Source organism: Maricaulis sp. (genome assembly GCF_030149515.1).
Classification (GTDB): domain Bacteria; phylum Pseudomonadota; class Alphaproteobacteria; order Caulobacterales; family Maricaulaceae; genus Maricaulis.
In genome coordinates this window covers 1-13,774 of the sequence record NZ_JASBRI010000018.1, presented here as the reverse complement: position 1 = coordinate 13,774, position 13,774 = coordinate 1, and the positions used below count along the sequence as shown (strand labels likewise).

At 63.1% G+C, this 13,774-nt stretch carries 6 protein-coding genes; all 6 read right to left on the bottom strand.

Annotated features, from left to right (window positions below; genetic code table 11):
• Position 1: 1 nt before the first annotated feature.
• Complete coding sequence (locus Q1U94_RS07685) at positions 2 to 304, bottom strand: DUF3467 domain-containing protein (protein ID WP_300543141.1); 303 nt, start codon at positions 302 to 304, stop codon at positions 2 to 4.
• A 54-nt stretch (positions 305 to 358) separates the two neighbouring features.
• Positions 359 to 7,339 carry a calcium-binding protein gene (locus Q1U94_RS07680; protein WP_300543140.1) on the bottom strand — a complete coding sequence of 2,327 codons (6,981 nt, stop codon included), beginning with the start codon at positions 7,337 to 7,339 and terminating at the stop codon, positions 359 to 361.
• Positions 7,340 to 7,445: 106 nt separating this feature from the next.
• Positions 7,446 to 8,522, bottom strand: a complete 1,077-nt coding sequence (locus Q1U94_RS07675) for a BamA/TamA family outer membrane protein (protein ID WP_300543139.1) — start codon at positions 8,520 to 8,522, stop codon at positions 7,446 to 7,448.
• On the bottom strand, positions 8,495 to 9,316 hold the full coding sequence (locus Q1U94_RS07670; protein ID WP_300543137.1) for an HlyD family efflux transporter periplasmic adaptor subunit: 822 nt from the start codon (positions 9,314 to 9,316) through the stop codon (positions 8,495 to 8,497). The genes Q1U94_RS07675 and Q1U94_RS07670 overlap by 28 nt, the downstream gene beginning before the upstream one ends.
• The gene (locus Q1U94_RS07665; RefSeq protein WP_300543136.1) at positions 9,316 to 10,725 is read right to left on the bottom strand and encodes a TolC family protein; all 1,410 of its coding nucleotides are present in this window, start codon (positions 10,723 to 10,725) and stop codon (positions 9,316 to 9,318) included. Before Q1U94_RS07665 ends, Q1U94_RS07670 begins: the two co-directional genes overlap by 1 nt.
• Before the next feature lie 691 nt (positions 10,726 to 11,416).
• Positions 11,417 to 13,774, bottom strand: a 2,358-nt coding sequence (locus Q1U94_RS07660) for an Ig-like domain-containing protein (protein WP_300543135.1), incomplete at its 5' end; no start/stop codon positions are given.

Below are 13,774 nucleotides of genomic sequence, written 5' to 3'. Positions count from 1 at the left end.
GTCAGGAACCGATCTTGCCGAACTTGTCTTCGTAGGCTTTCACCGACTGGTTCAGGATCATGGCCAGGCGTTTGGCGGCAAACGGGCTCATCACGATGCGGTGGGCCAGATCCACATCGACTTCCTTGGTCTCGGCCAGGTCGCCGCGCCAATGCTGGTGCGTGCCGAAGAGCAGGAAGAATTCTTCCCGATTGGCCGTCGCCGTGCCGATATTGGCGTAATGGCTGTCCATTTTTTCGTCATGCCAATTGATCTTGATGCCACCCACTTCGTCGGGGGCGCCGGTGGTCTTTTTTTCGGTCATGTCATCGTCCTTCGGGCGGAGTGCCCTTGCATGTTCAGTTTGTCGTCAGCGTGACTATTCCGCCGCCACCATCATCGGCGCGCCGGTGTGTTGCGGCGGGATCGCAGCGCTCTGATCCAGATCCAGGCGATCTTCGATGATTGTCATCACGCGCTCAAGCAGCAGGCTTTGCGAGACACCGTCAATCTGCAGTGCCTGGCTCATATGCACGCCCAGCTCGGCCGCAATCGCCGCCCGCAGAGCCTCGCCCTCCAGCCCCATCGCAATCAGCTCGGCGATGGCCGACATCATCAGATCGCCCAGCACGTAGTCCATCAGCATGTCGAGATGGCTGGCCGACACGGCCGTTGTGTCCACACGGTCAAACACGGCACTGCTGCGCACGCCTGGCGCCTCGTCCGCACCACGCGAGGCCTCACCTTCCGGTGCACGGTCCAGGCTCAGACCGATCGAGCCGGCGGATTGGGCCTTAGAGACGATATCGACGGCTCCCGGTCCGGCGAAATTCACCTTCACCAATTGCCAGTGCGGGGTCGGCTGGTTGAACAGGCCGCTGTCCCACTGCGTGGTGAAATAGCCGGCAAATCCGTCCGAGAAGAGCGCATCCTCTTCGGTATCCCCGAAGAAAATATCCGGACCGAGATTGCCGATCATGACATCAAAGCCGGCCTCGCCGTGCATTTCGTCATAGCCGCCGGTCTCGTAGGCGAAATTCGTATCGATCCACAATTCGCCGAACACGCCGTCGCCCTGGGCGGTATAGGCCCGGGACATGATGGCCGTATCGCCGATGAGGAAGTCCTGGCCATCGCCGCCGAACATTTCCTCGTCCCCGAAGCCGCCAACGAGATAGTCCGTGCCGTCATGCCCGCGGAGTACATCATCGCCATCCACGTCCGGAACGACACTCACGAAGCGGAAAAGCTTGTCGAGACCGGACTGGCCGTCGAAACTGCGCGCATCGGGCAGGAAGTCGAGATCGGCATTGTCACCGACGACAAGATCGTCGTCGAGGCCGCCATCGATCACGTCGTCGCCGGTCTGGCCCATGAGCACATTATCGCCGCGCGTGCCTTCCGCGGTCAGCGTGTCATGGCCGCCACTGGCGTGGTTGACGGTATCGACGATCAGAATGTCCCAGCCATCCTGATGCGTGACTTTCGCATCGTCGCCCAGGGCGACATCGTCGCCGTCTCCGACAGAAACGGTGTCATCGCCCTGGCCGGCCACGATGATCGCATTACCGGCACCGGTCGTGATCACGTCATCCCCGCCCAGGAGCGAGGCGTCGGACCGCAGAAAACCGACCCGTTCTGAATTGGAGGAGAGATAGTCGCCGCGATCGCCGAGGATCAGATTGAATCCGTCCCCGGCCTCGATCACATCGCCCTGCTCGCCGCCGATCAGCACATTATTGCCGTCGCCCGCCGTGATGGTGTCCCGCCCGGAGGCCGCCGCCATGTCGGTGGACGTCAATTGGTAGCGGATCGTGTCCTTCTCGTCGTTCAGCAGCGTCGCCATGATGCCGTCATCGCCCAGGAGATGGTTCAGGCCATCCTGCAGCAGAGCCGTATCGTCCCCGCCGCCCAGGGCGATGGAATTAATACCGCCGGCGATCGTGACGTCATCATTGCCGTCGCGCGCATCCGGTGCCGTCTGCGCCGATGCGACCATCGCGTCGAACAGGAACCAGGCGGCTTCGGCCTCGGCCAGAACCGCATCGGACGGCGCGTTGCCGGGATCGGCGTAATTCGCGAGCGCCTCGAGCGCCTCGGCCCGCAGCAACATCTCGCCGCTATCCCCGATCAGGGTGAGCCCGCCTACGGTCGCGGTGATCGTGTCGTCGCCCAGACCGCCGAAGGCGAGGTCGTTCTGGTCGACGGGCGCGGGCTCCGTACCGCTCAGATTCTCACCCATCACCAGCGTGTCATTGCCGTCCGTATCGAGCGCAAGACCGGTCAGGGTCAGGCCCGGAAAATCGACATTGGCATTGTCACCGAAGAGGATATCCACACCCAGGCCGGAGTTGAGTACGTCATCGGCCTCACCGCCGATCAGCAGGTCATTGCCGCGCCCCGTGGTCAGCGTGTCATTGCCGCCCTGCATACTGTTGATGGAAACGATCGTTTCGGCGCCCTCGCGCAGATCCGCACCCTCGAGAATACCGAAATCGCCCAGCAGGATATTGTCGCCGGAGGCGGAGATCAGCGCATCGTCGCCGCCACCGCCCATCGCGATATCATCGGCAGAGCCCGCATCGATCGTGTCGCCGCCCTGCCGGCTGCTTTCTTCGAAGAGCGCGCTCATCCGCTGGGCGATCATGTTGCCGCTGACCAGAATGCTGGCGAAATCGCCGGCAATGAGATCCAGCCCGGCCGCACCGCTGATCGTGTCGGCGCCGCCGCCACCCAGCAGGATATCGTCGCCCGAACCGCCGCGGATCGTATCATCGCCATCGGCAAGGTCGTTCACCCGTATGTCCAGCACGCCGTCAATGGCCGAGGCGATATCGACATCGCGGATATCGAGTGCCGCGCCGTCCAGGGTAAAGGCGAAGGTGCCGCCGGCGATCACGTCGTTGCCGAGACCGCCGCCGATCGTGTCATTGCCGCCATTGCCCTCGATCAGGTCGTCGCCGACCTGGCCGAAGAGTTGGTCATCGCCGGACCCGCCGATAATGATGTCGTCGCCGTCATTGCTCGCCAGGGCGTCAATTTCCGACGTCGTACCCAGGCCGCCGCGCTCGCCGGCCGCCTTGCCCCAGCCCCAGACTTCGACCGTCTGGCCATTGACCTCGATCGTATCGGAACCAGCGCCGCCCTCGATGAAGACCGTCGTGCCGCCAATGGCGATGTCGTCATCGCCCGCGCCGGAGAGGACTGTGACCTCACCCGCCCCGTCGAGATCGCCGCGGATGACATCGTCGCCCTTGCCGGTGAGCAGGATATGATTGCCCGCGCCAACCGTGATGCTCTCGTCGTCGCGATCCGCCTTGAGCTGCGAAATCTCGGTATAGTTTTCGAGCAGGACATCCAGGTTGACGGGTGTATCGCCGCCGACGTCGTAATGGCCGTCCGCGCCGGGATCGGCCGTGTCGTCCTCAAGCAGCCCCAGCAGTTCGCGCACGCGCTCGGGCGTGACATCGCCATTGGCGAATTCGGTGAGGAAAACGTCGCGCATGCCGTAATCGTCGCCGGAGAAGACAATCACATTGCCGCCGGGAATATCGATCGTGTCGGCGCCGCCCTCGGAAAAGATGATGTAGGTGCCCTGCGCATCGTCCGGCGCCGTGATGACATCATCGCCCGCACCGGAAAAAACCACGTTCAATCCGCCAACCGGGAGGGTGATCGTGTCCTGGCCGGCCCCGGAGTAGGTGATCGTCACACGATCGCTGTCCGCATCGGAGAATTTCGACATGTCGACGACATTGTCGCCTTCGCCGGCCGGGATAATGACAGCCTTGGCGTCGGGGTCGATTTCCCCGTCCAGCGAGCCTTCCGCATTGTTCAGCGTGACGGCGTAGCGGTTCGCCAACGTGCCGAGCACGACGATGTCGTCGCCGTCCTCCACCATGTCGGAATTGGCCCCCATGATCCGGGCACCCAGATTGAGGACCTGTGTGCCGACCTCGTCTTCGCCGCCACCGCCCAGGCCCAGCAGGTTCAACAGTCCTTCCAGGGAAAGAATGCTGCTGCGATCGCTATCGAGTCCGCTGACCAGGCTGGGTTCGGGATCGAACAGCTCCAGCTCGATCGGGGGCAGTTCCAGCTCGTAAATCGTCTCCGTCGCGCCCAGGAAGCTGGCTTCGGTATCCACCAAGAATGACATCGTGCCTTCCAGCATATAGGCGATCTGCTGGTGGGGGGTGACCGCACCGTTCTTCACCATGAACAGGATGGCATCGAGCAGTTCGGACAACCGGACCTTGCCGTCGTCATTCGGGTCGGTGATGTTGAACTTGAGGTCCAGCTCACCGCCCCCGCCGATCGTGGCGATGAACGCGTTCGCGAACATGATGATATCCAGTTCGATATCAACCAGCGAGCCTTCACCGGCCTCAATGAAGACCCCGTCAAACAGGCGGAACGGGTCATAGGAATTCAGGAAATTCTGTACGCCGCTGAGATCGTACCCGACCTCGAACATCGTGATGCCGTGGCCCTCGATCCGGTTGGAAATAAGCGTGCCGACCTCGAGCGATTCAAGCGCGTCCACGACGATGTCGGGAATGTCGAGGGAGTCGAGGAATAATTGGGTGAAATCCAGGTCTGCGGAGTCGATATTGAACCAGGTGTAACGCGCCCTTACGAGCTCCACGCCGCTGAAATCACCCAGCAAAAGTGAAATTGCGCTGAACGGGTTCTTCAACAGCGGGATATCGACGGAGAAGCCGTCACCCGGATCGCCGAATGTGCCGAACCCGCCATCGCCGTCGTCTGTGGTAAAGCCCGTGGGGTCCAGCGTGGTCAGGTCGATATCCGAGGCATTGGTTTCGCCGCTTGCCAGCTCGTCACCGAATTCCGTGAAGTCGAAGCTTCCAAAATGGACCATACCGCCAGCGTCGGCGAGATCGGCGACAAACTGAGCGATCGAATTGGCGATCTCAGCGACGTTGTCGACCGTCTTGATGATCGGGAACCAGAGCGCGACCAGATCGACGGCGAGATCTTTCAGGAGACCGATCGGGTCCTGGAAGATGATATCGATCACGTCGAGGAGCGGACCGACGACCGCCAGGATCGGATCCACAAGCGGGCGGATCAGCGCGTCGTAGAGCTGGCTCGCATCGATACGCACATTGTGAATGCCCAACGCATCGACCGACAGGCCCTCTGCCAGTGTGTAGCTCGCATCCAGAACGAGTTCGGCGGCGACATTCGGGAGGATCGGATTCCCGCCGATCTCCAGGGCTTCGCCGGAGAAGGGGTCCAGGATATTGCCCACGACACCGATCTGCACATCGACCTCGGCGCCGAAATCGAAGCTGACGAGCTCGCCGAAATCCAGCTCGTCGAGATAGATGATATTCTCGTAGGCGAGCACGTTACCGCTGCCATCGAGCGGCTCTATATTACTGAAATCACGCTCAATTTCAGATCCTGAATCGCCGTAGAGGTCGGCTTCCAGGAAAGCGTGCAGCTGGGCCGTACCGCCATCGGTGGAGGCGTCGGAAATGATCACGCCGTCTTCGTCCAGCGTGACTGCCTGAGCGGACAGCCCCAGCAGATTCAGCACGCTCATCGAACCGCTGAACGTACCGGCATCAACCAGGAAATCGATCGACACTTCCGCGTCATCGGTATCGTTCAGCAGGAAGAAGCCGCCGGCATCCAGGCCGAAGCCGATATTGACCGTATAGCTCAGCTCAAGGAGAATTTCGGAGCCTTCCTCCACTTCGATATTCAGGCCCGGAATGCCGAAATCGAAATCGATATCGAGCATCTCGCTGAACAGCTTGCCGGAGAAATTGATCGCGCCGTAGATGAACGATTCCGCCGTCGTGCCCGACGTATCGAGGAAGGCGTGCAGGTACTCCACATCCTCCGTGCCGAAGACGCTGTTCAACGCATCGTTCACGAAGCCGTTGATGATATCGATAGTGGACGGCAGGGAGCCGTCTTCCTGCGGCGTCTCGGCGTATTCCAGCGCCGGCAGCAGGACGCTGTTCATCACATCGTCGAAAAACGTCAGGCCCGTGCCGATTGCATCGCCGATGATCGGCAGGTCGATATCGGCCAGGAAGCTGTCGAACAGGCCGTCGAGCTCCTGGAAGATATCGTAGATGCCGCTCAGCAACGGACCGGGATCGTTCAGCAGCGCCAGGGCATTGAAGCCCTCAAGCTCGGTGACCGTAATGTTCGATGCGGTGTCGACGGCGGCCGCACCGGATGCGAAGAGGAATTCGAACGGCTCTGCTTCAAGCGTGCCCGATCCCGAAAGCGCCTTGGCCTGCGCAGGGGTCAGTTGCTTGGGGTGGACTGTCTCCGGGGCCGCCGGAAGGGGCCCGCTGCGGACCAGTCCCAGCACGGCGGGCGCCATGAACGCCCCGACGCCGGCCTCGTCCAGCTCAGGCACGAAAAGATGATCCGCGATCCGCGCCGCCTGAATGGAGGCGAGATCCAGGGCCGGCCGCTCCGGCGGCGTGTCGATAACGGGCGCGCGGGGCGCAATGTCAGCCGCTACAAGATGAATGGCGTCGTTGCTGAGCACATCCGGCCGCCAGTCGATCACGTCGTCGCCGGCCGGCGATGTCCCCGACGGCAACACAAGCAGGCCGGCCGCATCGAGGCCGATGGCGTGGCTCCAAGCGTCACTCGCCATGCCGATGACGGGAGTCTCCAACGCATCAAATACATCGGCCGGAACAGCCGGATCGGCACCCGTTTGAGGCTCGGAAACCGGCCGTTTGGCAGAATTTGCGTCCCGTTCGGATATGCCGGTCTCGTGATCGGCGAGTTCGGGGGTGAGAACCGGCCCGGGCTCGGATACGGGCTTTTTGGCGGTTTGCGGCTGGTCTTCCTCGACCGTCTCGGCAACCCAGCCCGACTGGACCAGGTCCGCGATAATCGCATCATCGGCGATGCGTTCGATATCGGCCAGTGCGATATCGCGAAGGGCGTCGTCGGCAACGGGCCGAACCTGCCCGCCAGGCAGGAATTCATCGGTACTGTAGTCGATCTCGCCGGTACCGATCAGGTCGCGGCTGCCTTCCAGCACCGCCGCTCTCAGATCGGCAAACGCTGACTGAACACGGTCCGCCGCATTGAGCACAGCCGACATGTCTGCCGCCTGTGCCCCATTCCCGGATACCGGGCCTGCCGCGTTGTCCCCGCTCAGCAGGGCATCAAAACCGGGCACTTCAAGTTCATCGACGGCCGCGTATTGCTCGGCGAAGGCCTGCACCATACTGGAAAGACTGCCCGACAAGGCCGTGGTCGACGCCAGATCCCATTCGAGATTGGCATCCATCATGATCCGCGGTTCAAGCAGAACCGGCGCAGGGATCGTCGGATTCACAGAGCTGACAGACATCACGCCTCCTCCGGCACACCGGACACTCGTTCCGGCCTGCCGAGCTGTTTGGCCGCTTCCCTGGGAAGGACCGGGATGATCGTGGCTGCCGTCCCCATGCCGGCGCCTAAAAACTTGCGACCAAGGCAACGGACAAGCGTTGCACGCGGTCATGATCCTGGCGTTCGAAAGGCTCCGCGTAGGAGACGCGCAAGCTTCCGAAATCACTGGAAAATTCTACAGATACGCCGGCACTGGCGCGGATCTCATGCTGGTCGTAGAGCATCGGATCGCTGACGCCGGGCACCGACCAGGTGCTGCCGAAATCGACAAACGCCCCGATAACGACCGGAGTCTCGGCAACGGGCCGCTGGATCTCCACGCTCCCCGCATAGAAATTCGCTCCGCCAAGGGCATCCTGCGTGGCAGGGTCGCGCGGGCCCAGTCCGCCATATTCAAAACCCCGCGGCTCCAGATCGCCCTGAAACGCCCGGTCGAGCACTGAAACATAGTCATCGTCGAGACCGCGAATGGCCCCGGCCTTGAGCCGTGTCTTGAGCACAAACCCCGAACTCAGCGGCATTTCGTAGCGGGCACCGAGTTCCAGCGCGACGTATTTCCGGTCACCCAGGCCCGCGATCTGGAGATTGCTGTCCAGCCGCAAGCGTGCCGCGTCGGGCTGGCCGGGTTCAAAATCACCGCTCTCGAACCGCGAGAACACATTGACACCGATGCTTGAACTTTCGCCGAAGTCGCGCGCCAGGATGCCCGACATGCCCGACACCACGGCCGTCACGTCATCATAACCGGCGAAGGCGCCCGCTCCGAAACTCGTACGCGGGCCGACCGGTTTCTCGCGCTCCACCGAGACTCGTACACCCCGGCTTTCATAGGGGATATGATCCCAGTTCTGCGCGTTTGCGGTGAAGGCATAGCGAAGCTTGCCCGTCTCGACCTCCGGACTTCGCAGGAAGGACACCCGTCCCTCTTCGCCCTCCGGGCCGCCGCGAAAGCGCACCGAGGCCGCGATATCCTTCTTCCGGCCCAGCCCCTCTGCGGAAAAGGCGATATTCGCGGTGGGGCCGTACAGCGAGGAATAGCTCGCGCCCAGGGACAGATCGCCCGACTGCCCCCATACGGCAGCCGGCGCCAGGACGCCTGCGAAAAGCGCAGCGATCAGGAGGCGGGCAGGCGAGCTTGGCATGTGCTTCCCGGGAGAATGTCGTGGGACTCAAGATGAAGGAAAACGGAGATCGTGCCGGAGGCGAGATCGGCAATAGGCGAGACATAGTCGAATGTCACAGCGGCAGGATCGACCGGCTCGCCATCGACGCTGAGCGCCAGGCCCTGCGCGGCGATCACGGCAGGCAGACGCTCGCGCGGCACGAAGGCTTCGACGCGCAGCGGGGAAAGCACGTAAAGCGTCAGCAGGGACTGCCCCTGGGTCGCCTCGCCCGGGTCCAGGATTTCCTCGCCGATCACACCCGCAGCGGGACTGCGAACCGTCGCCAGATCGATCTTCCGGCGCAGCGGCTCTGCCTCTTGAGCTGCGATCTGCAATTCCTCTTCACGACGCGCCACTTCGGCCTCGGCGCTGCGCAGGTCCAGCTCGACGGTTTCGAACTCGCCATAGGAGACAGCTTGCTGCTCATAGGCTTCGCGCAGACGGTCGACGCGGTCCTGCAGGCCGGCCCGGCGCTGGCGGGCCGCGTTGAGCGAACCTGTCGCATTGGCCCGCGCTTCGATGAGCGCCAGCTCGGCTTCCTCCAGATCCGTACCCAGGCGCAACAACGGCTGGCCCTCGTCCACGCTCTGTCCGGGCCGCACGAAGACTTCGGCGACGATGCCGTCGAAACTCGGGCTCAGCTCGATCTGGCGCGAGGCGCGGATACTGCAATCGATCGGGCGCGCACGCGCATCGTCCCGGCTGGGTAGTTGCGCATCCAACGGGCCGGTAAGAAGCAGGATCAGGGCCGGGATGACTCCCAGGCCGCGCATTACTCCACGGCCTCGTTCAACGATCCGCCGGTGAGGTATTGCAGCTCGCCCCAGGCGCGGAGATATTCAGCCTGATAGAAGGCCTGGCGCTCTTGCGCCACATTCAGCCGGATCTGGCGGGACAGTACGCTGTAATTGACCCCCTGCCCCAGTGCGACACGGTCCTGCTCGCGCTCCAGCGCCGCCTGGGCGTCGGTAACGGCCACCTCGGAGGCGGCGATCGCCTCGGACAGCGCCACCATGCGGTCATGCGCGCCGCGGATGCCGGTCTCCACTTCGCGGCGGACGGAAAAATAGTCCAGCGCGGCAATCCGCTCGTCCACACGGCCGGTCAGGCTGGAAAAACCGGTTCCGGAGGCGTTGAAGATCGGAATGGAAAGCTGCAGGCCGACCACCTGGTCCTCGGTCACGGAGCCGCCGCCGAACCGGCTGTCGTCGCGGTCCTCGCGATCGAGCGAGGCGTAGGCCGACAGTACCGGCGCGAAATCATCGAAGACGGACTGCCACTTGGTCATGTTGGCCATCACGACCTCGAAGGCCGCCGCCATGATCGCCGGATTCTCTTCTAGGCCGAGGGCCAGCGCGCCGTCCACACCCGCCGGACGGTCATAACCGGACACGGCCGGAAGGTCCCCGGGCAGCCCGCCGGTGATCACGCGGCCCGTCAGGGCCGAAAGCGTCGACAGGGCATTTTGATAACGCGTGCGCTCAAAGGCGATTTCCGCCGCCATCGAGCCGCGCTCGCTGCGCATGGATGCCAGATCGACAACCTGGCCTTCACCCACGCCGATGCGGCGCTCGATCCCGCCGACCTGCTGATCCATCAGCTCCAGCCGCGCCTGCAGGAAGTCCGCGCGCTGTTTGGACTGGATGGCGATGACGTATTGATCGAAGACTTCCGCACTCACGTCCTTGACGGATTTGACATATTCCACCTCAGCCAGGGAGCGGGCGGAATTGGCGATGCGGATGCCGAAAATCCGGGAAAGATCGAGGATCGGCTGGGTGATCTGGATGCGGTCGGTATCCACCGGATAGCTTGCGGTCCCCGCCTGGAAGACCTGGTTGTCCGTCTCCACCACTTCCTGGTCGAGCCGATCGCGCTGCAGGGAGGCGCTCACCTGCGGCAGGTAGCCAAAGATCGCGTTGAGGCGCTGGGCCTCGGCGCGATTGATGCCCTGCGCCGCGCGGCCAATTGCCGGATTACTCTCCAGCGCCGCTTCCATCAGGCTGCCCAGATCGGGATTGCCCGCCTGCACCATGGCGCCGAAGGTCGAGTCCAGCTGGCCGGTCGCATTGTCGGCGCCCAGAATGCGGGCCAGCCGCTCTTCCGATTGCGTCTCCGCTCGCGCATCGATCCCGGAGGACCGCAAGACCGACAAATGCTCCGCATCTGCGCGATCGATCACGGATGCACAGCCATTGGCGAACAAAGAAAGCGTTAGAACGGCGCAGGCGGCCGCGCCGCGCCCCTGAATTCCTGATCCCGACACACCATCCCCCCCGAGGAATTAACCATTAATTTTTGTGTACCGCACACGGTTTCAAATTGCGACCCGCGACGTGCAATTTTTTGATTCGCCCCGCGTGCGGGACATTTTTGCCGCACCGGAAGGCAGTTTAATTCGTGTAGAATCAAAAAGTTGAACAGCAGCGCGTCGCGCAATCCGGAGCGCACGCAATACCGGCATATGCGATCCGGCCGGCGATGATGAAAAGCCGTCCAGACGCCTCGGCCATCCGCGATGCCGGCCCGCCCCCCGGCCACGGGCTGCCTTCTGCCGGCGTGTCCGTGCAAGCGGCAGGAGATATCCCGCCCGACCTCTCCGAAACCGCGCGTTCAGACGCCGCGGTGAAGGGAAGAGCGAAGACCGCTGCCCGAGACCAGGGCCGCACCTGCGCCGCGGAATGACGGCGGCACTTGCCGCGCGGTCTGTCGTTCTTTGCCCTGCCAGGACGGTATGGCGGTGGGGGCAGACTTGGGCGCGGACGGGTCTCGATTGTCACGATCACACCCGGGCCGCATTTGATCTGGCAGCGCCTTTCGCCATGACTGACTGCCAGATCCGAAACCTGAAGATCGCCTCAAGACACCAGCTTCTAGAATGGAAGTCTCAGCTCGATCCGAGCGGTGTTTGCCGAGAAATCACCATCACCAAGACCGGAGATCCGGGCCTCAGCCGAGACAACAGCGCCGTTGGCCGACCGACCGTGCAGACCGATCGACAGGTCTGCTCGCAGCTGACCATCGTCTACGCGCCGGCCGCTCTCATCCATAAGGTCCGCGCCATCATAATCCCAGACCGCCCGCAAAGCCGCCCTGGGTTCCCACCAGCCTTGCCCGGTCGGGCTGTCCATGCGGTACGCAACTTCAGGCCCGGCCTCAATGCGGCCGATGGAAATCGTCTGTTCCGGGATAGCGATATTCAGGCTGTCAGTGTAGGCGTCCTGGGTTTCTTCAAAATGGGTCCAAGACAATCCGGGCCGCAGCACCAGCTGGCCGGCATCGGTCCGGTCGCGCTTCCATTCGCCGGTTACGTTCGCACGAACCATATATCGCGTGGTCTCGAACTCATCCTCGTAGAAGCCAAGCGGATTGATCGTGTTGTCCGACTGCCCCCACAGGGCCGAAACGTCCAGCGTGGCACTGTCGGCGAACTCCCACACCGCGTACGGTCCGGCCATCCAGCCGGTGCCGTCCAACTCGGCTCCGCGCACGGCGCCAGCAGCCTCCACCGGATCTTCGGCGGTCTCGCTCATCTCGTCCACCTGGACCATCACGCCGACCAAGGCGTTCTCGGACACGAGCCAGTCCGCCCCCAACTGAACCAGGCCGAAGGAACTTTCCGCTCGATCGCCGGCCCTGTCGTCTTCAAGCGCGCTGTAGCTGGCGGCGAACCAGACGTCGAAGCGGGTCTCATCCGGTTCGGCCGTCTGGCGCGAGCCGGGAATCTGGCGCTCATTGGCCTTGGCGTGATTGCGCAAGCCCGAAAGGCTTCCCGCAAAGTTCATCATGACATTGCCGCCTTCGACATCGGCCGAGAACCGGCCCGGTGCTGTGCTCTGCCGGTCGCGCAGACGGCTGGACAGGTCCGGCGCGCCGGTCATGATCCGATCGGCGCGGCGAACCATGAAATTGTTGATTGCCCGCATGGTGGCAAGACGTATCGCATCCTCGTCGCGGGTATTTGCAAACGTGCACACGATGGTCTCCGCGGCGTCGAGATCGATCTCGACCGTCCCGGCCTCCACGTCGATGATCGAGCCGCCATCGGCATCCCCGGAGCAGTTCACACTGTCCAGAACCCATCCCTGGGGCAGGTTCTGGGTCAGATCGTAGGCCCCGAACACCTTCCGGAAGGCCTGGGAGGCAACCAGTCCGCCGGACGTCGTCAGGCTCAGCCCGTTCAGATCGTCGTCGGACGAGACATAGGTGAAGGTCTCGTCACCCTGCTGGCCGCCGGGTGTCGTGGCGATGATCTGAAGCGTACCGTACCGCTCCGCTACCGAGGCGGTGATGGGGATCGTCGCAACGACCGTCGACCCTTTTTCGGAGCGGCCGGTCGAAGCCTGGCCGGCGGCGACCGCCGTCGAAACCGTGACCGTTCCGGTATAGTTCCCCGGTTCAAGCTGTTCGGCGCGCTCATTGAGCGTGACGGTAATGCCGATGCTGCCGGAGGCAGGGATCGTACCGCTGGAGGGGGTCACAGTGACCCAGTCGACATCGGCGTTCGCCACGAAAGCCAGTGACTGGCTGCCAGGGTTCGCCAGCGTCGCGGTCTGCGACACTGTTGTTGCATCCAGCACTGCCGCGTTGAGGTCGAGATCGACTTCTACTTCGGGAATAACGATCTCGATGCTGGCGCTCCCGGACTCCGACTCATTGCCGGCGCTGTCCGTCGCGGCGCCGGCCGCAACGGCAATCGCAACCTCGCCGACCGTTTCGGGTGTGAATGTCGCCGTGTACTCGCCTTCACCGGCTTCGCTCAGACCGGACACGGTGGCATTCGTTGTCGCGATGTCGTCCAGACCGAAACCGCTGACCGCCTCGGAGAAGGTGAAGGTCGCCGTAAACGGCCCTTCCGCCGTTGAACCGGGCAGGGAAATGGTGAGGCCCGGCGGGGTGCCGTCAAAGCCGATGGAAAATTGATCGGCGGCGGTGCTGTCATTTCCGGCTGCGTCCTGCGCGGCCCCGGATGCAACATCCACAGTAACAGGGTCGTCCGCAGCCGGTGTGATCGTGGCGGTGTAGACGCTGGCGCTTGTCGCACTGAAGTCCGAGGCGGCGCCATTGCCGACCGCGATGTCGCCGGCGGCGAACCCGGTAACGTCCTCCGTGAAGGCGATCGTCACAGAAAACGGTCCGCCGACCGTCCCGCTAGCGCCCGAGGAAATGGCCACACCCGGTGCGGTCGCATCGTAATCGACGGTCAGTTGCGTGGCCGCCGTATTGCCGTT